This window comes from Embleya sp. NBC_00888 (genome assembly GCF_045207655.1).
In the GTDB taxonomy this organism is placed as follows: domain Bacteria; phylum Actinomycetota; class Actinomycetes; order Streptomycetales; family Streptomycetaceae; genus Embleya.
Map to the genome: position 1 here is coordinate 1 of NZ_CP108786.1, position 26,394 is coordinate 26,394.

Here is a 26,394-nt window from a genome sequence, read left to right on the forward strand (position 1 = left end):
GCGCGGCCTGTTCACCCCGCCGACCCCACACGGCCGTTCACTTCACGGATGGCAGCGTCCTACCCGAGATGGCCCGGCGCACCGTAAGCGCTCCTGCCGGGCCGGCCGATTCCCGAGTGATGCACGCCGCTGCGCAACGGGTTCGGACGCTTTTGGACGGGCACTCGCTGGAACGGGAGGGACAGCCGACGCGTCCCCTCGAACCGTCCGATGTCGCGGTCGTGTGTCCGCACGTGAACCAGGCGTCGGCGATCCGGGCGCTGTTGTCGGACGTACCCGAGGTGATCGTGGGCACCGCCAACCAACTTCAGGGAGCGGAGCGCCCGGCGATAGTGGCGCTGCACCCGCTCATCGGACATCGCGGAGTGGGGCCGTTCGCGATGGAACTGGGCCGCGCTTGCGTACTTCTGTCACGGCACAGCGCACATCTGACGCTGGTTACGGACCACGAAGCAATCAAAGCTGTCGTGGCCGCTTCCCCGACCGGAACGCCCGGAGCGGCCGAGCACTTGCACCTGTTGCAAGCGTTGGCGGAACTGTCGGAAGTCTGAGCAACGTCTTTCGGGGCCGCGCCCGTACCCTCGGGCGCGGCCCCGCCGGCGGAAGCCCTCCCCCGCGACTGCGGGCCGAGGGAAGGGAGCACCCACGTGTGAGCCTGCCCGGCGTCGCTCGACTGCGGACGTCACCTCTCGTTTGTTGTTCACGCTCCTGCTCCATGGCGTCGAAAGCACGGTTGCACACCGGTTGCGCTCCCACGGGTAGCGGTGCGTTCTCGCAGGAGGGTACGTTCCTCGCCGCCGCCTGGTCGCTGCGTGGCATACGGGCGAGTTCGTTCGTGAACCCGGGGCCGCAGCGTTCACTCGGGGGCATGCAGGGAGCTCGCTCGGCGCCTCGGCCAGGTAGGCCAGCTTGAGTGGGCCTCAGCACGGTGCCGGCGTCGTCGAGGATCGTGACGGCGCGCCTGGCCTCCTCGATTTCCCGGGGCTTGGTCGACGGCCGGCTCGATCGGCCCTCTGACACCCGCGGCTCCGACCCCGGGGACCCGCGCGCCGATGAACAGCGCCACCAACACCCGCCGCCTTGCCGCCCCGCCATGTGGACCGTGCTTCGTCGAGGTCCGAGGTCGGCGGGCCCGGGCAGCGATCTGGGTTCGTATTCCATGAACGTATTCAACGCAGAATGCATTCATGTATTACCCGGTATTGACGTTCGCCTCACCCCGGAGAATGATGGACTGCCCTCATGGGCGGCCGTGGCCCCCAAGCGATCCAAGGGGGAAAAGTGCCGAAGAGACCCCTTCGCCTGCTGACTCAAAACTCCCGGATGAGACAGCAAGGAATTTGGAACTGGACGCTTCCCGCTTGGGCAGGACGCCTCCCATCGGGGAGAACCTATAATACGTGCCCCTCGGCCGGGATATGTGCCCACATCTGTTATGCACGGGCCGGCGCCTATCGCTTTCCCAGTGTTCTTGCGCGGCACGAGATGAACTTGGAATACGTGCTGGATGACCTGTCCGGGTGGGAGCATCAGATGGGGCACGAACTATTGGCGAAACGGTTCCTGAAGTCTTGGGTGCGAATTCACGACGCCGGGGACTTTTTTTCGGATGAATATCTCAAAGCATGGTTGAGGATAATTCAATCAGCCCCCGAACATGTCAACTTCTACGCGTACACAAAGGAGGTCTCACGATTTCGCGAATTGGTCGACCCTCGCAAGTACCCGCGCTTCCGTTATGTCTTTTCTCTCGGCGGAGTACAGGATCACCTGCTCGATCTGACCGTGGAACCGCACGCCGACGTGTTCCCGGACGCGGCTTCGGTTCGCGCCCACGGCTACACGTCGCAAGCCAGTTCCGACCTCATCGCAGTATCCGGCCGGATCCGCATTGGCATCACAGCCAACCGGCATCGCCATCTTCAACGGATCCAGGGTGAGCGGAGTTTCGGTGCGCTGCAACGGCAGCAACGGGCGGCCGCACGCGATCGTCACGGGCGTCGCTGTGCGACCGGCCGACGCTCTTCCGCTTGCAGTCACTCAGGCCCGACTGCTCCTTCTCCGGAGTGCCCGGTCCAGAACCCCCATACGCCACCCCAGGCGTCAACGTGACAGCGTAAGGCTGCGCCTAAGGGCGTTCCCCGTCACAGGAGACCCGCAGCCGCACGCAGAACCGCTCGTGCGGGACACCGCCCCAGCCGCGCGAAGGCGATGGACAATCCCTGGACGTCACCGATCGTACGTGCGTAATCGATTTCTTCGGCAAGCCGGGCGTGCTCCGCTCCCGAAATCGGGTGCGCAAAGAGACACACACGTGACCGCGGGCTTGAGATCAGCCTCGGTCTCGATCAGGCGAGAGCAGTGGGCGGCCAAGGTCTGCGTTTCGGTATCAGTGACCTCCCAGGGGATGAGCCTGCCGTCGACACGCAAGGTGACATCCGCAGTACCCGAACCTTTCGTCGCCACATCCACGACCGCCTCGTGGACGAATAGATCCAGCGTCAGTCGGATCGCGCCTTCCCGTGCTGGTGAGGCCTCGAGAGAGGCGGTGCGAATCGGGTGGCCCCACACGGTCAGCAGACGGACGACTTCGTGCGCCAAATCGTAGGAGTTCCCCGAATCCTTCCACATGTGGAATCCCATGAGACACGGCGCCTTGAACTGATCCACGATACCTCCATTGGTCAGTCCCGTTCCAAAAACGGGAATGGCGGCATCTTCGCAGGAATGAGACCCGCTTATAATCCGCAATGCCCCTCCCCCGGACCGTGGAGATTCTGCAGAGCGGTCCATCCGGCCGTAGGGTCTGGCGGTGGCTCATGCATACCTGCTCGACGGACGGGCCCCCGTGTACGGGCCGGAATCGGGCCGTCCCGGCGGCCTGCTGCACCGCGCAGTGCTGCTGCGAGGGAAGTCCCAACCCACCGCCGGCTGTTCGCAACCGGGGCGCCTGGACGTGGACCGCCTGGTGCTCGCGGTCGAGGCGGACAGGTCGAGGATGTGCCGCAGGAGCGGATGCGCCGGGAGTGCCTGGCACCGGGGTCGGACGGTCGACGAACCGGGATGACCGGCCGCACCGACCGGGTCACCCACCGGCCCCACCCGGTCGCTGCGGTCGCGCGGTCACCGATCCGACCGGCGGCGCACCACCGCACCGGTGCGCACCGACCCACCGCACGGCACGGTGACCGACTATCGCGGGCCTGGGTCGGGTCGGCTGCGGTAGCCGACCGGGCCCTCCCGGGGAACCCGCGGTGCCCCCCGCGTCGGCGAAGGTGACGGTGATGCGGCCGTTGCGTCAGCGGTGGCGGCTCCCGCGCCGGAGAGCGACAGGACCGCGGCCGACGCGGCGATGGCGAGCAGGCGGCGCGGGCGACACCGTGCGCGGCATCACATCCGGCCGCCACCAGGCCAACATCGTCGGCCCCGTCTGAACACCGGGAAAGGCGAGGTGAAGGTGCGCGTCACGAACCCCTGCGGAGACGGCGTGTATCGGCCTGCGCCGGGCGCGGAGGTGTGGATTTCCACCGATCGAGTGTTCCTCGTCCACGCGAAGGATGACGAACAGACCCCCGACCGCCCGATCGCCGACGGGGCCCACAGCTGACCGACCCGTGCGCACGACACACGGAACCGGATAGGCGATGCCATGTGAGGACGCCCAGGCGAAAAGGAACAGTTCATGCCCATCAGCATCGAAAACCGCAGTCGGTACCCGTTAACCGGGTCCCGGCTCGCCCTCCGCCGCACACCTGGACCACGTTCCGGAGCACTGCGCTCCGGAGAACCTTCGGGCGATGTGCCAGCAGCGTCACGTGAACTACGACACCGACCATCACACCGCCGGCCGTTCGGCAAGACACCGGGCAGAACTTGAAGCAGCCGGACAACTGCTCCTCATTCCACGCTCACACCGAAGTACCTTCTTCCGCGCCCTTACGGACCCACGCCGAGTCTCCACACCTGCGCGCAGAATCCGCACGAGGCCGTCTGGCACAACGGGGAATGGGACGTCCGGTGGCGGCCGGCCACGCACGCCGGCCGCCGTCCCTGAAACCGCACCAACCCCCCGCCAGGCTCTCGCCTGGCTCGTGCTCGTACCGATTCGGCTACTGCGCTGCCGTGTACTGCCGCACCACGTCCAAGGGAACACGACCTCGCGCGTTCACGGCGATACCCTGATCTTTGGCCCATTCCCGAACCGCCACTGGATCGGGTCGTCCGTGACTCGTCACCTGTGCACGCTTGCCCTGCGTACGCGACCGGGAACTTGTCTTCCGAGCAGCCTGAAAGTAAGGACCGAGCCGGTCCAGCAGCGCTTGGTAGTTCTCCCCGTTGAGGTCGATCTCGTAGTGGACGCCGTCCACCGCAAACGTATGTGGCTTGACCTCTCCGTCGGACTTGCCAGTGATGTCGTCCACGTATTCCGTGATGACGCGTCGAGCCATGGTGAATCCCCTTCTCCCTTGCAGTTCGAGGAGCCTACAAGGATCCGAGTCGTGGTCCTTTGAGATACGCGTCCCATAATCGAAGACGCGGACGCGCTCGTCGTTATGGCGGCGAGAATTTTCCGATGTCCCGGATCCGGTGCTCGGTCTTCGCATGGTGGTTCGGGCCGGGCCGTCGCCGGGTGTCCCAGCGTTCGTCGGTTGTGGCGGTGACCACCGCCCGCGGCGTCGCGATCCCTGCGGTACGAAACACGGCATCGGATTCGACGGTGCTGCCGTCCCTGCCCGGGTGGGTACGAGGAAATGTACGCTGCGACTCGGGCCCGGACCGGGACGGCTTGGCCGGGCGAGTGGCTGCCGACCCGTCACGTCGAGTTCTCACGGCGGTGAGGTATTTCCCGATGCGTCGTGGGCGCCGGGCTTGTTCATGGGGCGTATGCGGCCGTTGGACGCGGTGATCAACGCACTGTCGAAGGCAGTGTCCGCGCGCCGGGTGGTGGCGACAGCCGAACGCGAGAGTCCGAGGGCTTCGACCGATCGGATCGAGTTTCCGGCCGCGACGTGCTCGATGACGATTTGCTTTTCCCGTGTCGTCAGCTTTGGGCGTTGTGCTCGGACGGCGGTGTCCAGGAGGGCGTCGAACCGCGTGTCGGTGCGCCGTGTCGCCTTGACGGCGAACGGGCTCACGCCGAGGGCCGTGGCGGTCTGTGCAATCGAGTTTCCGGCCGCGACTCGCTCGGCGAACGCCTGTTTCTGTGACTCGTTCAGGATTTTGTAGTGTGTCCGACGGGCGGCGTCCAAGCGAGTATCGAATTCTGGGTCGGCCCGCCGGGCCCCCACGATGATGTGGCGAGTCAGCCCCAGGGCGTCGCCGGCGTCTTTCAGCAGAGCGCCCGCCCGCACCTTTTCGATCAGAAGCTGTTTCAGGTCGTCATCCATGGTCGTGCCCCGCGGACCCATGGTCATGCCGCGTCGTTCCAGTTCGACCCGAAGATCGGGGTCCAGCGTCCGTGGCGTGCCGTCCCGACCCTTGACGAATCCCTTGACGAGGGAACGCAGGTGGGACAGAGCCATCCCGAGTCTGAATCCGCCTGCGTCGACGTAGCCGACGGGTACGCTGTCGAGGTCTTTCTTGTGTTGAAGGTAGCGGTCGCAGGCGGCCAACAACTGTTGTCGCTGTGCGTCGCGCGGCTCCCACACCATGCCGATCCGGTCCAAGGCGTCGATGCGTTCCGGGGGCATCCAGCCCCGGCGTCGATGGTCCCGGCAGGTGCGGATCCACGCCCCCAGCCGTGAGCCGTTGTCGTTCTTGTGGCTGCGGGGCACGTTCAGGTGACCGTGTTCGCGGTGGTAGGCGTGCGCTTCCGCGTATCCGTCCCACCACGACGATGTGGAGTTGCGTACCGTCAGCAGGCGCAACTGGGTAAGGATTCGGTCGGATGTGCCCGTCGGCAGTCGGAAGGTGATTCTCCCCGGCACCCCGGGTGCCCGCTCGTGCCGGTCGCCGGCCGCGTTCGGGGCCTGGCTCCAGCGTTCGCGGTCGAGTTGGTTCGCGAAGTCCTGGTCGTGGGCGCGCAGGGCGCGCACGACCTCGAACACGACCTCGAAGTCGCCCGGGTCCAGGTCGTCGATCTCGGTGGTGGCGTCCGGCACGACGATCGGCACGATGATGTTCGCCGTGTCGGTGATACCCGGGCTCCTGCGGAGTGCCCGGCCGACCGCCTGGGTGACCTTGGCGACGGACCTGGACGGGTGTGTGAACGCGACGGTGTTGACTGCGGGGACGTCGACTCCCTCGGTCAGGCACTGCGCGTTGGCCACGACCGTCCATCCGCCGACCGGAGGCGTGGCCAGCCGGTCCAGGACGGCGTCCCGCTCGCGGGCGTTCATGGTTCCGGTGACGTAGGTGGCGTCGACGGGACCGCCGGGCCGTTTGTCGGCGGGCAGACGCGCGAGGGTGGCCGGGAGGGTGCGTGCGAAATCGACGGCCTGTTGCACCCGCGGATGGAAGGTGATGGCGCGCTCGGTGCCGTATTCGAGGCGGGCGTGCGCCAGGGCGGCGTGCGCGACCACCGTCCGCAGGCCGATCTGGCCGTCGACGTAGTCGGACGCGGTGTCTGCCAACAGCGCACGGGCCTCGACGTCGCTGACGCCCACCACCAGCAGCCGGTAGTCCTTCAGGTACCCCTCGGAGATCCCTCGGGAGAATGGGTACCGGTACAGCACCGGCCCGAACAGTTCCTCGTCCCGCCAGCTCAACGCGTCGGCCGTCCGCCAGCCCGCGACGTCCGGGGTGGCCGTCATCACCAGGCGCCGCCGGTGGGGCAGGAACGCCGAGTCGGTGACGATCCGGCGTCGGGCGGCGTCGCGACTGCCGAATAGGTGATGCCCTTCGTCGCACACGAGTACGTCCGCCTCGACCTCGGCCCGGTTCAGGGCCTGGCCGACGCGGTCGGCGGACGCATACGTGCCGACGATCACCCTGCGCCCGCCGTGGCCCAGCCAGGATGCGATCGCGGCCGGATCCGTGGCGACGGGGACCGGCAGGTCCGTAGCCCGCGTCGGGGCGTCGGCCACTTTCTCGTCCGAACACACGGCCATCGCGCGGAAGTCGATTGTGCTGCCGCTGCGCCACTCGCGCAGGATCTGCCCGACGAGCGCCAACGACGGGGCCAGTACGACGATCACCCCCGATTCCGGAACCAGGTTCTCCACGACCCGTAGGGCCATGAACGTCTTGCCGGAGCCGCACGCCGCGTGCAACTGCCCTCGGCCACGGGCCTGCAACCCTTCGACGATCGCCGTGATCGCCTCTTGCTGGTATGGACGCATCGCCCGAGGAGCATTCACCGGCTCACTGCCTTCCGTGCTGGGGTGATCCCGGAGCCGGACGCGAGGCCCTCGCCTGCCGCGCCGAGCGCTGCGTCCGGCACCGTCGCGGCCTGGTGGCCCGTCAGCCGGAGTGCGGTGTCGATCAGTGGCACGTGCGAAAAAGCCTGGGGGAAGTTGCCCACCTGGCGCTGGAGTCGGGGGTCCCACTCCTCGGCGAGCAGGCCCAGGTCGTTGCGCAGCGCGAGGAGGCGTTCGAACAGGTCGCGGGCCTCCTCCAGCCGGCCGATCATCGCCAGGTCGTCGGCGAGCCAGAACGAGCAGGCCAGGAACGCCCCTTCGTCGCCCGGCAGACCGTCCAGGCCGACGCTGGTGCCGTTGGTCGGGTAGCGACGTACGAGGCCGTCCTCGGTCAGCTCGCGCTGGATCGCCTCGATCGTGCCGATCACCCGCTTGTCCTCCGGCGGCAAAAAGCCCACCTGCGGGATCAGCAGCAGCGACGCGTCCAGCTCGGTCGAGCCGTAGTACTGGGTGAAGGTGTTGCGGTCCACGTCGTACCCGTACGCGCACACCTCGCGGTGGATCTCCTCGCGCACCCCCCTGAGGTGTTCGAGCATCTTGCCGGTGTCCGAGGCCATCGGCTCGTCCACGAGCGTTCGGATCGTGCGGTCCACCGCGACCCAGGCCATCACCTTGGAGTGCACGAAGTGCCGGCGCGGTCCGCGCACCTCCCAGATGCCCTCGTCCGGGTCGCGCCAGTGCTGCTCCATCCAGTGCACGAGTTGTAGTTGGAGGGCGTTGGCGTGGGGATCCGATGCGAGGCCGGTGGTTCGTCCGACGTCGAATGCCGCGATGACTTCGCCGTAGACGTCGAGTTGGAACTGGTCGGCGGCGGCGTTGCCGATGTTGACGGGCTGCGAGCCCTCGTAGCCCGGCAGCCAGGTCGCCTCGTACTCGGTCAGCCGGCGCTCGCCGCCCACGCCGTACATGATCTGCAGGTTCTCCGGGTCGCCCGCGACCGCCCGCAGCAGCCACTCGCGCCACGCCTTGGCCTCGTCCACGAAACCGGTCTTCAGCAGCGCGCCCAGCGTCATCGCCGCGTCCCGCAGCCACGTGTAGCGGTAGTCCCAGTTGCGCACCCCGCCCACGTCCTCGGGCAGCGACGTGGTCGGCGCCGCGACGATCCCGCCGGTCGGCGCGTACGTGAGCGCCTTGAGCGTGATCAGCGAGCGCACCACCGGCTCGCGCCACGGCCCCCGGTAGGTACAGCGGGTCATCCAGTCGGTCCAGAACCTCTCGGTGTCCGCCAGCGCCGCGAGCGCGTCGGTGGGCAGCGGGCCCTCGACGTGCGAGGGATGCCACGTGAGGGTGAAGGTGACCCGGTCGCCCTCGCCGAGGGTGACGTCCGAATAGGTGGTCAGACCCCGCCCGTAGGTCTCGGTGTCACTGGCGAACCACACCGCGTCGGGGCCGGCCACCGCGACGGTGCGCCCGTCCGCCTCGCGCCGCACCCAGGGCACGACCTTGCCGTAGTGGAACCGCATGCGCAGCTCCGAGCGGACCGGCACCCGGCCCGACACGCCCTCCACGATCCGCACCACCACGGGCGCGCCGACCAGCGCGTCCGCCGGAGGCATGAAATCGATCACCCGAATGGTCCCCCGCGGGGTCTCCCATTCCGATTCGAGGATCAGCGAGTCGCCGCGATACCGCCGGCGTGTCGCGGGCCCGCCGGAAAGCGGCGCGACCCGCCACGAACCGTGTTCCTCGCTGCCGAGCAGGCCCGCGAACACGGCGGGGGAATCGAAGCGGGGGAGGCAGAGCCAATCCATGGAACCGTCGCGGCCCACGAGAGCGGCGGTCTGCATGTCCCCGATGAGGGCGTAGTCCTCGATGCGGCTGGTCACGGTGAACTCCTGCGGGTCGTACGCGTCGGGGGGCTGGCATCCGGGCTTCGCGCCCGGGCGTGGGGTGTGCTGTGGCGGCGCCGGGCCGGGCGATTGCGGTTTCCGGTGCGGGGGTTCTGCGGGGGCGGGCCGTTCGATCGCTCGGCGGCCCGCCCCCGGGGGTGTGCGGTCAGCGCGGTTGGACTCTGCTCACGAACGCGTTCCAGGACGGGTCGGCGAAGGTGAGTTGCGGGGCGCGGTGTGGGCACTTGGAGTCGCGGACCTTGACGTGGTGGTGGTCCGGCTGCAGTTGGCATTCGACGCAGTTGCTCGTTGCGCTGCGTCGAGTCTTGCGCCAGGCGTAGGAACTCACGGGTGCCTCCTGTGGATCGGGTGTGCGCGGGTTGTGGAGGTGGGGGCTCGCGCGTGTTGCGTGTGCCGGGGCTGTGGCGTGGTCTTCGCGGTGGGGGCTCGGAACGGTCCCGTGATCGGTTCCGGGTCCGTCGGAGTCCTCGTGTTCGGTGTGCGCCGGGCGATCGGTGGCGGCGCGGCGGCTTTGGGATGGTGCGGCGGTCCGGTGGCGAGCAGTGCGCCTGCTGCGGCGCCGGTGAGGAGGAGTCCGGCGGTGATGAACGCGGTGTGGGGTGCGGTGGGGACCAGGAGTGCGGCTGCCGGGAGGACCAGGAGTCGGGTGGCGGCGGTGGTGGCCTGGTCGAGGGCGGCCAGGCGCAGACGGATCGGCGCGGGTGCGTCGGCGTAGGCGGTGCGGGCTGCGATGTCGAGGTGGGGGGTGAACAGGCCGGTCAGGAAGGCGAGAAGCACGGCCGGGGCGGGGTGGGTGGCCGTGGCGCGGGCGGCGTGGAGGATTCCGGCGATCGCGAGGGCGCAGCAGGCGGTCGGGTATGGGGGCAGGCGTGCTGTGGTGGGGGGTCCGGCGAGTGCTCCGGTGATGGTGCCGAGGGTGAGGGCGGTCAGGACGGTGGTGTAGGTGGTGGGGGTGTTGTGGGTTGCCAGGACGAGGGGCAGCGCGATCATGAGCGTGGTGTTGGATGCCTCTGCGGTTGCGCGGAGCGTCAGGAGGAGTCGCGTGTGGGGGTGCGCGCGTAGCCAGGCCGCGGTTTTGGGCGGGGTTGGGGTCTTGGTGGTTGGGGTGGCGGGTTCGGGATGGTGGTGGGGGCGCAGGAGGGCGGAGCCGGTGTGGCACAGGGTGGCGAGGGCGCAGGCGGTCGCGGGTTCGGTGAGTAGGCACAGGGTGGCGAGGGTGTAGCCGGTGAGGGTTCCGATGCGGGTTGCGGCGTCGAAGGTGCCGAGGGCGCGCAGGCGTTCGTGGGCCGGGAGGAGGGTGGGGAGGTGGGCGGCTGCGGCGGGGTCGCGGACGGCGTTGACGCAGGCGAGTGCGATGAGTGTCGCGATGGCCGTGGCGGGTTGCGCGTGGGTGGAGACGGTGATGGTGAGGGTCAGGGCGAGGGCTGCGCACAGCAGGTCGGCTCGGGCGATGTCGCGTGGTCGGCTGTGGTGTTGGAGGAGTGTCCGGCCGGGTGGGGTGGCCGTGAGAGCAGCCGGCAGCGCGGTGGCGGCCAGGATCGCGGTGGTGTGCGCGGGCGTGGTGTGGGTGGTCATGAGGTAGGCCACGGTGGTGACCCAGGTCAGACGGGAGGCGCATGCGGTGAGTGCCCAGGTGGCCCGGGCCTTGTGGATCGTCGTCCGGGGCGGGGGCGCGCCGTGTGTTGGGGCGTTCATGGTTGCCCGTCCGTCCGGGCGGTATCCGTGGGGAGTGCGAGCAGGTGCCACTGCTGGGCGTGGAGCAGGCATTGGGTGGAGTCCGCGGCGCGCAGGCGGACGAGGAGTTCTCCGCGGGTGCAGTTGTACTGGCGAGCGTTGAGCTGGTGCTTCGTTTGGATCTGTTGCCGGTCGAGGCCTTGGGCCCAGCCCGTGAGGATGCGGAGGTGGCGGGGAAGGAGGGTGGGTCTCTCGGGCCTGGGGGGTTCGTTGCGGGCGCTGGGCAGGTGTCCGCGGGCGGCGGCGATCAGCATGGCCTGGTTGAGGCTGACGGCGTCGTAGGCGGCGGGGATACGCCTTCTGAGGGTCTTCAAGGCTTCGTCGGTCACGCCGAGTTCGTATTTCATCTCGCCGAAGGACATGCGACGCGCGTGCATGTCAAGGACGGTCGCGTACAGCCGGGCTTCGTCGACGCTGCCGGGGGGTGGGAGCTGTCGCGTATTCCTCATGGGCCTGCTCACGTGTGTAGATCGGGTTCTGCGGTACGGCGGTGATGGGACACGGCCCGTATGCGGGTCGGGTTCGACCGAGCCGCTGTGGCCGGGCGGCTGCCCCTTGGACGACGCGAGAATGCGCAGCGGCTCGTCGGCGATGGTGCCGAGGTCGGCGCACCTGGCCGGGTATGCGGACACCTCACGGCACTTCCGAGATGGGGTCGGCCGGCGTGGACCGCTTCGGTGCCATAGCGCCGTGATCGTAGCCACGCGCGGGTGGCGGGTCGGGTGTGATCAGGTCGGAAACCCACTTCGTGGCACCCAGCACGAACGCAGACGCCATTGCGTAGCCGACCCCGAGCGGGGACGCCTGGGCGGCGCTTACGGTCAACGCCCACGCTGGCGAACCCGATGGTGGTGGCGATGGCGCCCGTCACGAAGAAGGTGCGCATTTCGGAGTCTTCCTGTCTGGATGGGGCGAGGTGGTGAGGGTGCCCACGCGGCGCGCGTGTCGCGAATTCCCTACGGGCCGGGGGCGTGGCGAGACGCGGGGTGGGGTGGCTGCGGTGTGTGGATCGGTTCAGGCAGTGGGGAGTTCGAGCAGGAGCTGGGTGCCTGGGCCGTGGCTTCGCTCGGTGGCCCGGATCATCTGCCGAAGTGCCCGTTCAGGAGCGCTTTCGGTCAGGATCGCGGTGGCCAGGGCGGTTTCGGCGTGTCGAGGCAGCCCGGGTACGCCGATCATGATCCGTCTGGCGGTGTCGGGCAGGGCGAGGGTGCCTTCGGTGGGTTGGCTGTGGCAGGTGGCGGTGCCGTCCGTGTGCAGGGTGTAAGCGGCGCCAGCTCCGACGATGGCGAGGTGGATGTCGTCGCGGAATGTGAGCCGCAGGAGGACGGCGCCGGCCCTGGGGTCCCGGTCCTGCAGACCGCGGAGGTGCGCGTGGAGGGCGCCGCCGTAAACGGCGGCTTCGGCGAGGGTGCCCGATGCTCCGTCGACGCGGTCCGGGTCGCCCACGACGACGGCCGCGGTGGCGGTGTCGCAGGACGTCCCGCGGAACGTTCCCCATTCCCGGCCGGGAGAACTTCCTGCCTTGTGCTCGTCGACGACGGTCGTCAGGAGCAGTCCGTTCGGGACGGACACGGTGTGGGTGACGATGTCCATGGTGCTCTCGGTTCGTAAGTGCGTTGCGTGGGTCGGGTCGAGGAGGTTCCACCGGAGGGCGTGGAGGAGGGCCTGGGTGCGGTGGGTGGCGTCGAGGAGGGCGAGGAGTCCGGCGCGGGTCTCGTCGTAGGCATGTTCGGTGAGGCCGAGTTCGCGCCGGGTCTGTCGTCTGCGGTGACCGTGGGCCCAGCCGTCGAGAACGGCGCGGTGAAGGCGCGGAAGGGTGGGCGGGGAGGGGCTCGGCGGGTGGTTGCGGGCGGCGGGCAAGTCGGCGTTGCGGGCGGCAATGACCATGGCGTGGTCGAGGTTGACGGCGTCGTGGACGGCGAGGAGGTCGCGTTTGGCGTGTGCGAGGAGTGCGCCGCTCAGGCGCAGTGCCTTCCTCATGTGGGCGACGTCCAGGCCGTGGGCGTGCAGGTCGAGGATGGTCAGGTGGAGTCGGGTCTCCTGCGGGCTGCCGGCGGGTGGAAGGCGCCGCGGGCCGTCGTCCGTGGTCGGCTGCTCGTGGGGCGCGTCGGTCATGGGCCTGTCGGGTTGCGGCGGGGGTCGAGTGCGGTTGCCCGGGCCAGGCGCATGACGTCGGCGTGCGGAGCGGGGTCGTCGGGGATGCGGGCGTCGCGGGCCAGATGCGCCCGGAGGAAAGCGTCGAGGGCGGTGTCGAGGTCGGGGCCGGCGTGGGGTTCGGCGTCCAGGACGGTGCGGTAGGTGTGCAGGGCCGCGCGGCGCGCGGGGAACGCGTTGTCGATCAGGGCCGGTCCGCCGGAAAGTCGCCGCAGGTGGGCCCAGTCGGAGGCGGGATCGATCAGGCGGGCGGCCTGGACGGCGAGGCCGCGTGGAACGGGTCGGGGGTGGGACGTGCGCGGTCGTGCGGCCAGGTGGGCTAGGCCGGCGTTGGTGTCGCCGTGGAAGCCGATGACGATGTCGACGATGTTCGCGGCGGCCACGACCCGGGGGTCGGCTTCGTGGAGTGTGGTGCTCTGGTGGAGGTGGGCGGCGGTGTCGGCGGCGTGGACGTCCTCGGCGGCTTGGCGCAGGGTGCCGTCGCCCCAGGGGCCGGTGTCGGGTCGGTGGGGGTGGAACGCCAGGTCGCGGAGGGTGCCGTCCTCGCGCAGGTGGTGTGCCCAGGCGGCGATGCGCGATGCGGTTGGGGCGAACGCGTCCGGGTGGGGAAGGCGTACGACCAGGTCCAGGGCGCCGTCGACGTCGTGGTCGGGGGTGATCCACCAGGGGTGTTCGAGTGCGGTGGCGAGGGTTGTGAGGTGGGTGGTGGTGTCGAGGGTTCGGTGGGTGCCGGTCAGGTGGGCGCGCAGATGTGTGGAGGCGCCGGGCAGTCGGGCGTCGTCGCGGTCGGTGACGCGAATTCGGGTCAACGGTGGTGCGGGCAGGGGTGGTTGGGTGGTGTGCATCGGCACGACGATCTCGACGGGCCGTCCTTGGGACCAGCCGTGGGCGTCGAGGGGCGGTGCACCGAGGAGGGCGACGCGGCCGATCATCGGCCGGTCCAGTTCCGCCCGGGCCAGCGCGAGGTGTGCGGGTTCGGTCAGGTCCAGGGTCAGGTCGAGGTCGTAGCGTGCCAGACGCACCCGGTTCGGGACGCCGGTCTCGGTGCGCCAGGCGGTGAACGCCTTTGTCCATGCCTTCATGTCCGCTTCGGGGCCGGGGAGTTCGGCCAGGGGCGGCAGCCATCGGGGTGGGGCGACGACGGTGCGCCGGTAGCGGATCGCTGGCAGGACGGGCAGGCCAGCGGCGGCGCCCCAGTCGAACGCCGCGATGCGGCGCGCATCGCCGGTCGGGTCGGCGCATTGCCCCCGCACGAGCTCGCCGATGAACCGCGCCACGGCGGGCGTGTGGCATTCGAGTTGGACCGTGTGCGGGGTGCGAGCCTCGAGGATTTGCGAGCGGTCGCGGCGGATCAGGTGCAGGCGGGTGCCGTCGCTGAAGACGGCCAGATCTGCGGGGGTGAGGGTGTCCGGGTCGGGGGTGCGGTGTTCGGCGAGGCTGATCACCGTCGTCGAAAGGCGCGGGGCACGGCCGAGATGCGTCGCGGCCGGGTTCAGCGGAGGGAAGGACACGTGCGCGCTGTCGGCACCGTCGATCAGGGTGGGGACGTTCGACAGGGTCGCGAGGAGATCGCCGTCGACGTCCAGTAGAGCGGTGAACCGGCCGCCCGCATAGGCGCCCATCTCGCGGGAGACGCCGCGCAGAGTCAGCGTGTACTCGCCCGCGTCGATCGCCGCGAGGGTGGGGGCGTGCACGTCGAGGAGGAGTTCGAGGTGGGGCGGTACCCGCACGAGGCGGGGGTCGTCGGGGGCGAGGAGGTCGATCGTGGCGTCGTCCAGGACGAGGTCCTCGCCGCGTGCGACGGCTGCGCTCGCCAGCTTGAGCAGGGTTCGGTCGCGGTCGGTCAGGGGTGGGCGGGCGGTGGGGGGTGTGCCGTGGAATTCGTCGGGCAGTCCGATGCCGGTGGCGGCGTCGATCAGGTCGGGCAGCGGGACGGCGGTGCGGGTGCCGTAGGTGCGGGAGAAGCGGTCGGAATACGCGCGCCATGCGGGTGAACCGTGGGGGCGGGGGCCGATGCGGGCGAGAACGCTGGCGAGGCGTTCGATGTCCGTGGCGATTGCGTGGGGCAGGGTCGCGTCGACGTCCGCGCGGGTGTCCACGCTCAGGGGCTGCGCGACCACATTGGGCAGGACCTTGTCCATGCGCCGTGTCAGCGCGGCGCGGGCACGGGAGCCGGACGCGGCGGGGGTACGGTTGTGGTCGGCCATCGCGTCGTAAATCGCCCGCAGTTCCGCGATCCCGGCACCGTCCGGTGGAGGTGTGTCGGGGCGGCGGCGGTCAAGGGCGTGCAGGATGTGGCCCAGCGCGTCGGTCTCGGTGGCGGGCGGGTGCAGGTCGGTGACGAGGAGTCGGTCGGCGAGCAGGGTGTCCACCGTGGACCGGGCGCCGTCGGGGCCGAGGTCGGGGTGGTGGTAGGCCAGTTCCGCGGTGAGCGCGGCGTGGCTGATCGGGGCGCGAGCCAAGGCCCGCAGGGTGCGCACGGGCTTGGTCAGGGCCACCGACACCTCGTGCACGGTGGTGCTGCGGGCGCCCACCGAGCGGGGTTGCCACGGCAGGACCCACCGGTCGCCGCGGACCACAGCGGCGGAGTTGCACTGGACGCGCAGCCGTGCGCGGACCTCGGGCGTGCTCTCCAGATCGGTGATCAGGGCACACGTCCAGGCGCCTTCGGCGCGGGCGACCGCCCGGTGCTCCACGCCCGTGCGCAGGCTTGCATTTTCGGCGAATCGGCCTTCGGCGACGCCCGCGAACAGCCCGAACGGCGTCGCCCTGCCCCGCGCTCGCAACACGTACTTGGCTAGGGACAGCATGCACTTGCGGACAGTGTCGGGAGCGGGCTCGTGTTCGGGTTCGTTCTCGTTGTTCAAGGTGTCCAGAGCGTCGGCCAGCGCCGGGCTCGCGTGACGGACGGCAGCCGCGAGCGCGGCCAGATGCCAGGCCGCGCGCGTCCACGCCAAGCATCGCCGTACACCGTCGGGCGTGTCGTCGGCGGGATCCGGCCACGGCAGCAGCTCCACCGGGCCGATGATGGACGTGCGCAGCAGGAACGGCCCCGCGCAGGCGTACGGCGGGGTGAAGGCGGATGCGGTGGAGGTGTGTGCGGGTTCCTCGTCGCCGCCGAAGAACCTCGCGAACGCGTCTGCGGTGTACGGGACTTCACGTACACGCCGATGCAGGGCGGCCGCGCCGTCGGTCGCCGAGTATGGGACCCGGTCCGCTCCGGTTTCGCGGGCCCCGCCGGGTGGGGCGGTGTCGGCCCGGAGGGAGGATTCCGGGTCCGGGGTGTTGCCGATCATGACGCGGCGCTCCCGATTGGAGGGGGTGAGTGTGGTTGCGGATGAGGGTTGCCTCGACGGTCATCCGGGGAGTGCCCGGCGGACGCTGTCCAGGACTTCGTCGATGCGCATGGTGGTGGTGTCCAGGTCCAGGCGGCGCGCCTGCGGGCGGTGTTCGGTGATCCAGGCTCGGGTGGCCAGGTCCCGTGGGCTGAGGGCGTCGACGTGGACGGGCCGTTCGGGGTGGTCGGCCCACTGGAGTTCGCGGCGGGCGCGGCGCACCTGCGGATCCGCGTCGAGGAAGACGCTCAAGGTCGCGTCGGGCAGGAGCGTGGGGGCGACGTCGCGGCCGACGACCACGATGTCGCGGTGCCGTGCACAAACCTGTGCGTGGATGGCGCGGATGGCCTCGCGCCACTGCGGATCCCCGGCTACCTGGCTGATGTTCGCGCTCGCGCGGGGGCCGAAGAGGTCGTCGTCGAGAGTGTCGACGCCTCTCCACAGCAGACGCTGTGGCAGGCCCGGTCGTACGACGACCGTCAGGTGACGTGCGAGGTCGGCGGGCGGCACCCCTTGGGGTATCGCGTAGGCCGCGGCGGCGCGGTAGGTGGGGCCCGTGTCCAGGCCCGGCACCCGGAAGGCGCGGGCGAGGCCGAGCATGAGGGTGGTCTTGCCGGAGGCGTTGGGGCCGTCGACGGACACGCTGCCGCCGATCGACGCCGCCGATCGATGGTGGGCCGGGGCCGCATCGGTGGTCTGCACCGGTGGCGAGCTGCGGGTCGAGGGCCGTGCCTGTGCCCGGGCCGCGTTCTCGTGGTCGAGGATCGGGGTGCACTCCTCCACCCACAGGTGTGCGTTCGCGCACGGGATCGGTGTCCGCCCCGGGCCGGGCCGTAGGTGGGGCCGGCCCAGGCGGTAAGGGTGCCCGTGGACCCGTGTGTGCGGCGTCCTTCCCATCCATCGCGCGAAGCGCATGCGAGCCTGCACCTCGGCGACCGGCCGTGCGAGGTCGATGCTCGCCCGGTCCGCCTCCGGGGGCAGTTCGGCGTATGTGGCCCGTCCCTCGTCCTGCCGCGTGCCGGCGAAACCGCGCGCGAGCAACGCCAGTGCGGTCGGAAGCAGGCCCACGAGGGCTTCGGTGATCGTCTCGTGCCCCTCGTCGTACGTGCACCACGCCGGCAGTTCGAGGAGGGGGCGTTGGACGACGACGGGGCCGGCATCGTAGCGGGCGTCCATCAGGTGGGCCGTGCCCCACAGTTCGCGATCACCGCGCAGGATCGCGGCGGGTACCGGTGCGGCGCCGCGCAGGTCCGGCAGTCGGGAGGAGTGCAGGTTGAGCACGCCCACGCGGGGCGTGGCCAGAGCGTCGGGCGGCACGAGCGTGGGGTATCCGTAGGCGACCAGGACGTCGAGGTCGAACTTGTCAAGCCGTGTGGCCAGTTCCCGGGCATGAGCGGACACCACGGGTGTGCCGTGTACCTGCCCCGCGATGGCGGCCAGGCGCTCGCGGTCCGCTTCGGGGTCGCCGTTGGAGCGGTAGACGCGCGGCGTGGCGTGGACAATCGGCGGGTGGCCGGCTGCGGTGCATTGCCGTGCCAGGACTGCGTGCAGGGTGGCCGACGTCGTGAGGACACCCACGCGCAGGCGGGTGCCGGGCCCGGGTCGGGGCGTGGGCGGAGTGGGGGCGGGTTGCGCCGGCAAGGTGGTCGTCATGTCCGATCCGGGGGCGGTGGGTGGAGATCGCGCAAGGGTGCGGGAATTCGCGCCGCGCGTGGTTCGAAGTGGGGGCGAACGCCGCCGCACGATTTGTCGGCGCCGGTGTGGCGTGCTCGGCGGTGCGGCCCGAGGACAGGCGCCCGCTCACCGCGCCGCGCGTACGGTGACCGCCCTCGGGGCGATCGGCCGTGGGGTGCGGCGAGCGGGCGGAGGTGGTGGGGCCGCTGTGGCGAGCGGAGATACGGCCCCACCGGTATTGGGGGTCGAACGTCGCGCCCGGCCGGTCCGGTTCAGGGGGCGGGCGGGCCGGACGGTGGAGGTAATCGCCGTGTGGTTCCGGCGCGGGCCCACGCACCGGGGGCGGCCCCTCGTGCCGCTTCCGATTCCGACGGTCGGCGGGCCGGGGGAAACCCCGGCTGTGCCACTTCGCCGACCGTGAAGGCGAACGGCACGGCCTTCGGGGCGCAGGTCGGCGCCGATGTCCGGTGGAGGAACTCGGCTGCGAACGTGGCGAGGCGCTCGAATCGGGGCAGGTCGGCCGGCGCCAGGACCCACACGACGACGTGATCGAGGTGTGGTGTGCGGTGGGCTTCGGGTTCGCGGGTGTAGCGGAACAGGAGGAGCGCGGTGCGGTTTTCCGCATCGGTGCGGGCGGGGTCGATGACGCTGTCGACGAGGGCGTGGAACCTCTCGGCGACGGATGTCCGCGGTGTCTGCTCGTTCTTGTGGTGTGCGCCGAGGCCGGTGATCGGGGCCGGGACCGGGCTTCCTCCACCGGCCGCTTCGGTGTGGAGCAGGTTGCCCAGGCAGACTCCGGCGTCTTCGTGTCGCGCGGTGGCCAGGAACAGGTGCAGACACCACTCGGGCGGCGGGGCGGCGCCGGTGGGTGCCACCCGCCGGGTTCCCGCGAGTGGGTGCCGGGCGGCGGCCGCGGGTTTTGCGGTGTCGGTGCGGGTGGTGGTCACGGCGTGCTCCCGGTGTGGCGTGGACGGTCGCTCGGATCGGTGTGCGGTGGGGGTGGTCGGTCCCGCGCCGCCGGTGGGGTGCCCCGGTCGTCGGGGGCGCCCCACCCTGTGCATCGCGCGCGTGGGCTTTCCCGCCGAGGTCGAGGAGCCGCCGGCGGTGCGATGGTGGGTCGTGGGGTGAGGGGCGGAGTCTCGATCAGGGCGAGGGGGCCGTCTCGGTGGCGATCGAGGCGTAGTGCCGCACCTGTTCGACCGTCGGCCGGTGTGCCTTGATGGCGCGTTCGCATGCGTGGCACTCGGGCCCGGGGTGGCGGTCGAGGACGTGGTGCACCGCGTCCCAGTAGAAGGAGAACGCCGGCAGGAGAACGTCGTCGGACAGTGGGTCGTCCTCGGGCGTGGAGGGGAACACCCGTGTCAGGTAGGCGCCGAGGTTGTGGCCCACCGGGACGACGGTTGCCCGTGGCGGGAGTCGGGTGAACCACACCCCGCGGTCGGTGGGCACCATCCCGCCCGCGTCGGTGATCAGTGCCACGGTGCGCGCGGGACGCCACCGTGCGCAGGCGGCCGCCAGGTCCGGTACGTCCGGATTCTCGAGAAGACGCGTGAAGGACCCTTGGGCGGCGATCGACTCCCCCTCGCGTTCGGTGATGAGCATGTGGGCGGCCGCGTCCAGGGCTCCCAGCGCGGCCGGGACGTCCCTGCGCCAGGTGTAGTAGTCGTAGTCGGTGCGCGGGCGCGCGGCGCCCGGAACCGTCCATCGCACGCGGGCCTGGTCCTGGTGGGCGCCGAGAAGCGAGTCGTCCCGGTACGCGAGTCGGACGTCGGGGTGGAGTTCGTTCATGACGTCGAAGGCGTCGGTCAGCTCGCCCGCGTCGTAGGCAGGCGTGGTATCCACGCCCTGGGTGACCACCGTGATGGCGTCCTCGGGTTCGTACACGGTCATGGCAAAGGCTCCGGGATCCTGTGGCGGAACGGCTGTGGGTGCGGGGCGTTCGGCGGTACGGGCAAGGACGGCACCGCGACGCCTGCACGACATGGGCGGGCGGTGGGCGGCGCGGTTCCGTCGGGTTCGGTCCCGCGCCGCCCGTGGTGCGGTGCCCGTCTCGTCGGGGGCGCCCGCCTGCGCTCACCGCGTGCCGGTGTGCTTGCCCGTCGGGGTCGAGGTTGCGCCGGTGGCGTCGCGGTGGGCGGGTGGTGCGGCGGGGGCCGGGTCAGGTTCCGGCCCCCGCCGATCGGGGGGAGGCGAGTCCTGGTGGGCGGCGGCGATCGTGCCGTAGTGCCGCACGTGTTCGTCCGTCGGGATGTGTTCGTCCGGCGTGCGCCCGCACACGCAGTACCCGCCCTTCGGGAGGCGACCGCAGATCCCCTCGGCCAGTGCCTGCCGGTACAGGGACAGCGCCTGCGGCACCTCGTCCGCCGGAACGGGCGCCGTCGTCAGGTAGACCGCGAGGTTGTAGCCCAGCGGCACGTAACCCGTCTGCGGCGGAAGGCGGATGAGCCACAGGCCGTGGTCCGTGACTTTGACGGCGTCCGCGTCCGCGACCAGGGACAGCGTCAGCGCAGGGCGCCACAGGTCGCGTGTACGCGCCAGTTCCCGGTTCCACAGCAGGGAGAGGTGGCCCGTCACCGCGCCGTGGGGCCGCGCTGTCGCGTTCTCGTCCGCGCCGACCGTGTCCGTGTGGGCGTGCGCGTCCATCAACCCCAGTTGCGCGCAGACGAGTTCGGACACGTCGCCAGCGCGTGCGAGGGGTGCGCCCGGCACGGTCCATCGGACACGGACCCTGCTGGACGGGGTCGCCCCGGGCAGCAACTCCAGGTGGGCGAGTTTCACATCCGGTCGGAGTAGGTGCAGGGCATCGAAGGCGCGGGTCTGGCCGACGGCCTCGTCGCGGGTGTGGGTGTGTACGCCCCGGGTGACGACTTCTTCGGCGTCGCCGGGTTCGTATGCGGTCATGGGTGGGACTCCGGGCATGGTCGGGGAAAGCGGCGACGGCGGTTGCGTATCGGCCCGGGCGGGAAGGTCACGGCTGTACTGCCGGTCGCCGCCTGGGCCGTTCGTGATCCGGGCGCGGGTCGTGGCCGCGGCGCATGCGGCGCGGTGAGGGCCCGCGTCCTGTCGGGCGGGTGCGTTTGCGGGCTCGGGGTTCGATCGCGTGGGTGGCCCACACGATCGTGCGCCCGAGTCCGCGTGTCGCGCCGAAGCGGCTGCTCATGGCATTGACGATCCGCAGTCCGCGACCGCACTCGGCGTCGCCGTCGATGAGGTTCGGGTCGACGTCGGTCAACGAACGGACGGGCGGGCAACCGTCGTTGGCCACGACGACCACGAACTCGCCGTTCCCGGCAAGCAGGATCACGAGCACGTGGCGGCATCGACCGTGCGTGATCGCGTTGGTGACGAGTTCGCTGATGACCGACTCGGCCCAGTCGCGCACCTCCTCGGACGCGCCCCAGGTCTCCAGCGTCCTGGTCACGACGTTGCGGGAGCCGCCGACGGCGGAGCGGGCGTTGCCGACCCTGAGGAGCAGGACCGGACGGCGTCCGCAACGACCCGTCCGGGGGCGGCGCGGGCGGGATCGGCCCGGCGCTGCGGTACGCAAGTCCCATGAGGTGATCACGGCTCACCGTTCCGAGCGGTCCGCGCGCGTGTCGCCGGTGTGCCGTTCCTCGGTGACGGAGCGTTGCGACCGGTCGGGTGGCCGGGCCGCGATGCGGGAGGTGGCGGTTACGGGGGCGTCGTCCTTGACGCGGCGCAGGGTGTCCGCGCGGACCACGGTGGCAGATGTCGCGTCGCAGACGACGAGCGTTCCCGCGCCGGTGCTGGGCCACGGGTCGCGGTCCAGGCGCAATCGCACGGGGCGGGGACGCGGCGGCGTGCTCACCACGACGGCCTCGACGAGGTCTCCGGCTCTGAACGGCTGTCGGTACGCCATGGGTTCGACTCCTTCTCCTTGGTGAAGCTGGCGGCGCGTCGGGTCCGCAGGTGGTGACGTGCCCGGCGTGCGTCGTGGGTGTCCGGTCGGCGTGCCGCGCATCCCCGGAAGGTGTGGCGACGTGTCGTCCGCACCACCACTGTGAAACGCACATGTACATCTCGTCAACTACTAATTTTGAACATGTGCGATTCCAGCAATGGTCGTAGCATGTAGTCGCAACCGATCGCACAGTTCCCGACAACGAAACGAGCCGATGACCCAGACCACGCCGCCCAAGGAGCCCTCGCTGCTCAAACGCCGCGTCGGCAACGCCCTGGCCGGGTTCCGCAAGACCGCGGGCATGACCCAGGCCGAGGCCGGTGCACAGATCGGCAAGGACCACGTGCAGATCGGCCGGGTCGAGAGCGGCCAGGGCAGGATCGATATCCCGCTGCTGCGCACGCTCCTCGACGTCTACGGCGTAACCGACAAGGCCACCCGCGACACCCTCGAGTCCATGGTGCTCGCGATCCGCACCAAGGGCTGGTGGCACGCCTACCGCTCGTACCTGACCCCCGCCCACGCCGACATCCTCGGCCTGGAGGCCGACGCCGCGACGATCCGTGTCTGGGACAACGCGCTGTTGCCCGCCGTCCTGCAGACCGAGGCGTACACCCGGGCCGTTCTCGCCGCCGGACACGGCATCCTGCACACCGACCCCGACCGGCTCGACGCGTACGTGCGCATCCGCCGCGAACGCCGCCGCATCCTCGACAACCCCGGCCTCACCCTGGACGCGATCGTCGGCGAGGCCGCGCTGCGCACCTCGACCGACCCGCAGGTCATGCGCGGGCAACTCGACCACGTCCTCACCGAATCCGCGCGGGACAACGTCCGCATGCGCGTCGTGCCCATGGGCTCCGGGTTCCACCTGGGCCTGGACGGCCCGTTCTCGGTGTTCGACCTCAACGACGGCGGCAGGATCGTCACCGTCCAGTCGCTGTTGAACATCACCTACCTCGACGGCCCCGACACCCTGGCCGCCTACACCGCCGCGTTCGACCAGCTCGGCGAACGCGCCCTGAACGAGCGGGACTCGCGCGACCTCGTCCGCGACGTGATCCGCTCCCTGTGACACCACGACACGACAGCCACGAGAGGATCGCCCATGCCAGGCACCCCGAGCACGCGGGTATGGATCAAGAGCAGCCACAGCGGCCAACAGGACTGCGTGCAGGTGCGGGACCGCGCACCGGGCGGCGTCGAGGTGCGCGACTCGAAGGACGGCGAGCGCGCCCCGGTGCTGGCACTCGGTGCCGGTGCCTGGTCCGGTCTGGTGGGACGTCTGGCAGGACGAGGCTGACGGAGCCGGTGGGTGCCCGGGCGCGACACGGGCACCCACCACCGACTCCGCGGCCACCACCGCCAGCGTGAGCGACCGCACCCGCCGCCCAAGGAGAAAGGGGTGACGAACACTCATGCCGCTACCACCACGGCGTCGACCGGTTCCGCCGGCTCGACCGAGCACTTCACACATCGGACGGAAGCCCGATCCTCGACCCGTGCCCGGGCGCCGGCGGTGGCTGTGCACGGCCGTCCCCGCCGGAAGTCGCTAATCCCGCGTCCGGTGCCGGTGCCGGTCGAGGACGTCCGGGGGAGGAGGCGGGCGTCCAGTTGCGCCTTCACCAGGCGGTGGTCACCGGCCGCGTCCACGAGGTTGCCGCTGACGACCCGGTAACTGCCCGGCACGTACGCCGCCGCGAGCCGCGGGCTGAACAGGATGTGGTCGATGCGCGGCCCCTGGCCGTTGTCGACGTGCGCGTTGACGGTGACCGTCGTGTCACGGGCGAGGGAACCGGCATTGACGAACCCGCCGTCGGCCAGGACCGTGGTGGCCCGGGTGTCGGTGACCCACCTGTGTGCCTCCCGCCGGGCACGCCACGCCCGCCGGGGATTCCATGCCCACCACTCCCGAACACCGCGTCCCCGGCCGGCGCGGCCGGCTCCCGGCGGGAGGGTCTTGTGCGAGCGTGCGTGCGCCGGCAACAGCGACCATCGCGGGCGGAACTCCCGCAGGCCGTCCCGGTCGGGCCACAAGCTGTTGAAGTCGCCGGCGATCAGCGACCAGGTCGTGGGGGCCGCCCGGGCGACCAGTTGCTGGGCCGCGTGCAGTCGGGCGTCGCCCGACGCGTACGACCACTGCACCGAACGCACCAGCACCGGTTCCGGAAACCCAGGCAGCCACAGGTGGACATTCCCGTACTGGTCCTCGAACACGGCCGGATCGCACCGGTCGTAGTGCCGCTCAACCCCGATGCGGGGCCAGCGGACGAACACCACCACGTCCAGCGGTCCGCTGGGGCCGGGTGTGCGCAGGGCGCGCATCCCCAGGATCTCCTCGGCCGCGAACATCGTGCGCTGACCGTCGGCGCCGTACCCCCAGCCCTCCTGGAAGCACAGGACGTCGACGTCCGCGATCAACGGGGCCAACGCCGCCAGGGGCCGCAGATCGTACGTCCCGGTGCGCTTGTCGTAACCACCGTTCTGAAAATTGAACGTGGCAACGGTGATCGGGCCGTCGCCGTCGCCGGCCGCCGAATCGCCCTGCGGTAGCCCGACGTTGGCCACGTTGCGGCGGGCAACGACAGTCGAGTCGCCGCGCCGCGCCCCGTGCGGACCGCCCCGGGGACCCCCTCCCCCGCAGAGACACCCGTGGCCATCGGCAGGCCGAACCGAAGGTTCCGCCACGACGTCCTCCGGCACCCTCCGACGGCGTCCCACCACGCGGCGCAAGCCGGCCGCGGCAAGTACCCGACCACGCCGCCGGTCACCGAACTCGGCCCGAACCCGCACCACGACGAAACTCCGACGCCCGAGCAGTCCCGTCGTCATCGGAGCCCCCGCGCCTGCACGCGGCCCACGCCCGCGAACTGCCAGTGCGTGCTCGGGCCCGGTACTGGGGCCGGGCGCCACAGGCCGGGACGAGTCAGACCCGGGTCCTCCAGGTCGAACCCGTCGAAGAACCCGGCGATCGCGTCGCGGGAGCGGAGCGTCACCTGGGCGGTGGCGTTCGCGTAGGCCTCCTCGAGGATGGTGACGTGTTCCGGGGGCGGCCCCTCGTCGGTGGCGTGCGAAAGCACCAACCGGCTCCCGGGCGCCAGGACGTCGCGGAACGCGGCGACGATGTCGTGCGGGTGTTCGTCGTCGCGAACGAAGTGCAGGACGGCCCCCAGCAGTACGGCCACCGGGCGTCGCAGGTCGATCGACGCGCGCAGGGCCGGATCCTTGAGGACGTCCGCCGGCCGGCGCACGTCCCCCACGATCACGGTGGTGTGGCCGTTGTCCGCCAGCAGTGCCCGACCGTGGGCGAGGACCACGGGGTCGTTGTCGACGTAGACCACCCTCGCGATCGGCTTCTTCTCCCGGGCAACCTCGTGCACGTTGCGGTCCGTGGGCAGTCCCGCGCCCAGGTCGAGGAACTGGTCGACCCCCGCTTCGGCGCAGTGCCCGACGGCGCGCAGGACGAACTCCCGGTTCTCCGCCGCGGCTTGAGCGATGTCGGGGATGTCCTCCAGCAGGCGGGCCGTGGCCTCGCGGTCGACGGTCCGGTTGTCCTTGCCCTGGAGGTAGGTGTTGTACATGCGTGCCGGCGTCGCCCGCGTGGCTCCCTCGGGTGGAATCGCGCGGGCGTCCGGTACGTCGTGGTCGGTCATGGCTCTCCTGCCGGAGTCGGTGTGTGGAGGTACGCCCCTCCGGGGCGGATCACGGTCTACGGAACTGGGGACTCGCCATGACGTGGGCGTCGGCGGATCAGCCGCGCGTGCGCCGGTGTTGTGGCGGGGACGGAACGAGCGGGTCATGGGTCACGAACGTCCGCGGGTGGGGACGGGGTGTCCTCGCGGTCGAGGTCGACGGCGCGTGGACGGAACAGGCGCAGGACGCGTGCGGCGGAACACCGCCGCAGTGTCGCCGGGATCGGTCGTGTGCCGGTCACGGAAGCGAACGCGTCGGGGGCGGTGTCCGCGGCTGCGTAGTCGTCGCCGGACACGGCTGCCACAAAAGCGTCAAAGGCGCGCGAGCCGAGACCGAAGTGTCGCCTGGCGAGATTCCATAACGCCTCGCCCAGATCGCCCTGCTCCGCGTCGTCGCACGCCACGACGGCGGCGGCGCACTCGCGGGCGTTGTCGAGCAGGAGTAACCGCATGCGGCCCACCGTGTCGCCCGGCGGGATCTCCTCACGTGTCATCACCACCGCGCCGGTCCCACCGACCCGCACGGTGACCGACACGTGCGCGTGCGGATCCGCGGCGGGAGCCGTCGGCAGCGCGGTCACTTCGCTCGCGGCCGTCACGACACCACCCGCTCGATAGCCGTCCGAGGCAGTCCGCGCGTGGTCTCTGTCCTGCCGTGCACGTCCATTCCTTTCG

At 70.6% G+C, this 26,394-nt stretch carries 22 protein-coding genes and 1 pseudogene; 5 read left to right on the top strand and 18 right to left on the bottom strand.

The window, feature by feature from the left end:
- The first annotated feature begins 119 nt into the window (after positions 1-119).
- Positions 120-551 carry an AAA domain-containing protein gene (locus OG948_RS59575; RefSeq protein WP_331733734.1) on the top strand — a complete coding sequence of 144 codons (432 nt, stop codon included), beginning with the start codon at positions 120-122 and terminating at the stop codon, positions 549-551.
- A gap of 772 nt (positions 552-1,323) precedes the next feature.
- Complete coding sequence (locus OG948_RS59580) at positions 1,324-2,112, top strand: hypothetical protein (RefSeq protein ID WP_406300959.1); 789 nt, start codon at positions 1,324-1,326, stop codon at positions 2,110-2,112.
- Positions 2,113-2,229: 117 nt separating this feature from the next.
- Here the strand turns inward: OG948_RS59580 and OG948_RS59585 are convergent, their stop codons facing one another.
- A complete protein-coding gene (locus OG948_RS59585) occupies positions 2,230-2,670 on the bottom strand; it encodes a hypothetical protein (protein WP_406300960.1) in 441 nt (146 codons plus the stop codon).
- Between the two features lie 142 nt (positions 2,671-2,812).
- On the opposite strand from OG948_RS59585, the gene OG948_RS59590 reads away from it, so the two are divergent.
- Complete coding sequence (locus tag OG948_RS59590; RefSeq protein ID WP_331733351.1) at positions 2,813-3,067, top strand: hypothetical protein; 255 nt, start codon at positions 2,813-2,815, stop codon at positions 3,065-3,067.
- A gap of 1,042 nt (positions 3,068-4,109) precedes the next feature.
- On the opposite strand, the gene OG948_RS59595 is transcribed toward OG948_RS59590, so the two are convergent.
- The 14 genes and pseudogenes from OG948_RS59595 to OG948_RS59660 form a co-directional block, all read right to left on the bottom strand.
- A complete protein-coding gene (locus tag OG948_RS59595) occupies positions 4,110-4,448 on the bottom strand; it encodes an Lsr2 family protein (RefSeq protein WP_331733353.1) in 339 nt (112 codons plus the stop codon).
- Positions 4,449-4,826: 378 nt separating this feature from the next.
- The gene (locus OG948_RS59600; protein ID WP_331733357.1) at positions 4,827-7,280 is read right to left on the bottom strand and encodes a Helicase associated domain protein; all 2,454 of its coding nucleotides are present in this window, start codon (positions 7,278-7,280) and stop codon (positions 4,827-4,829) included.
- Between the two features lie 107 nt (positions 7,281-7,387).
- A pseudogene (locus tag OG948_RS59605) lies at positions 7,388-9,184 on the bottom strand (glycoside hydrolase family 15 protein); the annotation flags it as partial.
- A gap of 169 nt (positions 9,185-9,353) precedes the next feature.
- Positions 9,354-9,536, bottom strand: a complete 183-nt coding sequence (locus OG948_RS59610) for a DUF397 domain-containing protein (protein ID WP_331733359.1) — start codon at positions 9,534-9,536, stop codon at positions 9,354-9,356.
- Positions 9,533-10,903 (bottom strand): MFS transporter, encoded by a 1,371-nt coding sequence (locus OG948_RS59615; protein ID WP_331733362.1) that lies wholly within the window; start codon positions 10,901-10,903, stop codon positions 9,533-9,535. Before OG948_RS59615 ends, OG948_RS59610 begins: the two co-directional genes overlap by 4 nt.
- Entirely contained in the window at positions 10,900-11,391 is a 492-nt protein-coding gene (locus tag OG948_RS59620; RefSeq protein ID WP_331733364.1) for a hypothetical protein, read from the bottom strand. The genes OG948_RS59615 and OG948_RS59620 overlap by 4 nt, the downstream gene beginning before the upstream one ends.
- 565 nt (positions 11,392-11,956) lie before the next feature.
- The gene (locus tag OG948_RS59625; protein WP_331733367.1) at positions 11,957-13,057 is read right to left on the bottom strand and encodes a hypothetical protein; all 1,101 of its coding nucleotides are present in this window, start codon (positions 13,055-13,057) and stop codon (positions 11,957-11,959) included.
- Positions 13,054-16,392, bottom strand: a complete 3,339-nt coding sequence (locus OG948_RS59630; protein ID WP_331733370.1) for a lantibiotic dehydratase — start codon at positions 16,390-16,392, stop codon at positions 13,054-13,056. Before OG948_RS59630 ends, OG948_RS59625 begins: the two co-directional genes overlap by 4 nt.
- 60 nt (positions 16,393-16,452) lie before the next feature.
- The gene (locus OG948_RS59635) at positions 16,453-18,084 is read right to left on the bottom strand and encodes a (d)CMP kinase (protein ID WP_331733373.1); all 1,632 of its coding nucleotides are present in this window, start codon (positions 18,082-18,084) and stop codon (positions 16,453-16,455) included.
- A 293-nt stretch (positions 18,085-18,377) separates the two neighbouring features.
- Positions 18,378-19,052: a hypothetical protein gene (locus OG948_RS59640; protein ID WP_331733376.1), complete on the bottom strand. Its 675-nt coding sequence runs from the start codon at positions 19,050-19,052 to the stop codon at positions 18,378-18,380.
- Positions 19,053-19,248: 196 nt separating this feature from the next.
- Positions 19,249-19,995 (bottom strand): hypothetical protein, encoded by a 747-nt coding sequence (locus OG948_RS59645; protein WP_331733378.1) that lies wholly within the window; start codon positions 19,993-19,995, stop codon positions 19,249-19,251.
- Between the two features lie 183 nt (positions 19,996-20,178).
- Positions 20,179-21,006 (bottom strand): hypothetical protein, encoded by an 828-nt coding sequence (locus OG948_RS59650; protein WP_331733381.1) that lies wholly within the window; start codon positions 21,004-21,006, stop codon positions 20,179-20,181.
- 67 nt (positions 21,007-21,073) lie between these two features.
- Complete coding sequence (locus OG948_RS59655; RefSeq protein ID WP_331733383.1) at positions 21,074-21,670, bottom strand: ATP-binding protein; 597 nt, start codon at positions 21,668-21,670, stop codon at positions 21,074-21,076.
- 3 nt (positions 21,671-21,673) lie between these two features.
- On the bottom strand, positions 21,674-21,985 hold the full coding sequence (locus OG948_RS59660; protein WP_331733384.1) for a hypothetical protein: 312 nt from the start codon (positions 21,983-21,985) through the stop codon (positions 21,674-21,676).
- A gap of 256 nt (positions 21,986-22,241) precedes the next feature.
- Here OG948_RS59660 and OG948_RS59665 point away from each other — a divergent pair, with 256 nt between their 5' ends.
- On the top strand, positions 22,242-23,102 hold the full coding sequence (locus tag OG948_RS59665; RefSeq protein ID WP_331733386.1) for a helix-turn-helix transcriptional regulator: 861 nt from the start codon (positions 22,242-22,244) through the stop codon (positions 23,100-23,102).
- A gap of 33 nt (positions 23,103-23,135) precedes the next feature.
- On the top strand, positions 23,136-23,330 hold the full coding sequence (locus OG948_RS59670) for a DUF397 domain-containing protein (protein WP_331733389.1): 195 nt from the start codon (positions 23,136-23,138) through the stop codon (positions 23,328-23,330).
- Between the two features lie 113 nt (positions 23,331-23,443).
- Here OG948_RS59670 and OG948_RS59675 read toward each other — a convergent pair whose 3' ends face one another.
- The 3 genes from OG948_RS59675 to OG948_RS59685 all read right to left on the bottom strand — a co-directional run bounded on the left by OG948_RS59675 (position 23,444) and on the right by OG948_RS59685 (position 26,318).
- The gene (locus tag OG948_RS59675) at positions 23,444-24,595 is read right to left on the bottom strand and encodes an endonuclease/exonuclease/phosphatase family protein (protein WP_331733392.1); all 1,152 of its coding nucleotides are present in this window, start codon (positions 24,593-24,595) and stop codon (positions 23,444-23,446) included.
- Between the two features lie 260 nt (positions 24,596-24,855).
- Positions 24,856-25,680 (bottom strand): SAM-dependent methyltransferase, encoded by an 825-nt coding sequence (locus OG948_RS59680; protein WP_331733395.1) that lies wholly within the window; start codon positions 25,678-25,680, stop codon positions 24,856-24,858.
- A gap of 143 nt (positions 25,681-25,823) precedes the next feature.
- Positions 25,824-26,318, bottom strand: a complete 495-nt coding sequence (locus OG948_RS59685; RefSeq protein WP_331733398.1) for a hypothetical protein — start codon at positions 26,316-26,318, stop codon at positions 25,824-25,826.
- Positions 26,319-26,394: the final 76 nt, after the last annotated feature.

What these genes read in the sequence shown, in the direction of transcription:
- OG948_RS59595 (WP_331733353.1), bottom strand. Translation starts at nt 4,448, where the DNA reads ATGGCTCGACGCGTCATCACGGAATACGTGGACGACATCACTGGCAAG.
- OG948_RS59625 (WP_331733367.1), bottom strand. Translation starts at nt 13,057, where the DNA reads ATGACCGACGCGCCCCACGAGCAGCCGACCACGGACGACGGCCCGCGG.
- OG948_RS59645 (WP_331733378.1), bottom strand. Translation starts at nt 19,995, where the DNA reads ATGACCGTGTACGAACCCGAGGACGCCATCACGGTGGTCACCCAGGGC.
- OG948_RS59615 (WP_331733362.1), bottom strand. Translation starts at nt 10,903, where the DNA reads ATGAACGCCCCAACACACGGCGCGCCCCCGCCCCGGACGACGATCCAC.
- OG948_RS59635 (WP_331733373.1), bottom strand. Translation starts at nt 18,084, where the DNA reads ATGACGACCACCTTGCCGGCGCAACCCGCCCCCACTCCGCCCACGCCC.
- OG948_RS59680 (WP_331733395.1), bottom strand. Translation starts at nt 25,680, where the DNA reads ATGACCGACCACGACGTACCGGACGCCCGCGCGATTCCACCCGAGGGA.
- OG948_RS59580 (WP_406300959.1), top strand. Translation starts at nt 1,324, where the DNA reads ATGAGACAGCAAGGAATTTGGAACTGGACGCTTCCCGCTTGGGCAGGA.
- OG948_RS59665 (WP_331733386.1), top strand. Translation starts at nt 22,242, where the DNA reads ATGACCCAGACCACGCCGCCCAAGGAGCCCTCGCTGCTCAAACGCCGC.
- OG948_RS59630 (WP_331733370.1), bottom strand. Translation starts at nt 16,392, where the DNA reads ATGATCGGCAACACCCCGGACCCGGAATCCTCCCTCCGGGCCGACACC.
- OG948_RS59650 (WP_331733381.1), bottom strand. Translation starts at nt 21,006, where the DNA reads ATGACCGCATACGAACCCGGCGACGCCGAAGAAGTCGTCACCCGGGGC.
- OG948_RS59600 (WP_331733357.1), bottom strand. Translation starts at nt 7,280, where the DNA reads ATGCGTCCATACCAGCAAGAGGCGATCACGGCGATCGTCGAAGGGTTG.
- OG948_RS59670 (WP_331733389.1), top strand. Translation starts at nt 23,136, where the DNA reads ATGCCAGGCACCCCGAGCACGCGGGTATGGATCAAGAGCAGCCACAGC.
- OG948_RS59575 (WP_331733734.1), top strand. Translation starts at nt 120, where the DNA reads ATGCACGCCGCTGCGCAACGGGTTCGGACGCTTTTGGACGGGCACTCG.
- OG948_RS59660 (WP_331733384.1), bottom strand. Translation starts at nt 21,985, where the DNA reads ATGGCGTACCGACAGCCGTTCAGAGCCGGAGACCTCGTCGAGGCCGTC.
- OG948_RS59620 (WP_331733364.1), bottom strand. Translation starts at nt 11,391, where the DNA reads ATGAGGAATACGCGACAGCTCCCACCCCCCGGCAGCGTCGACGAAGCC.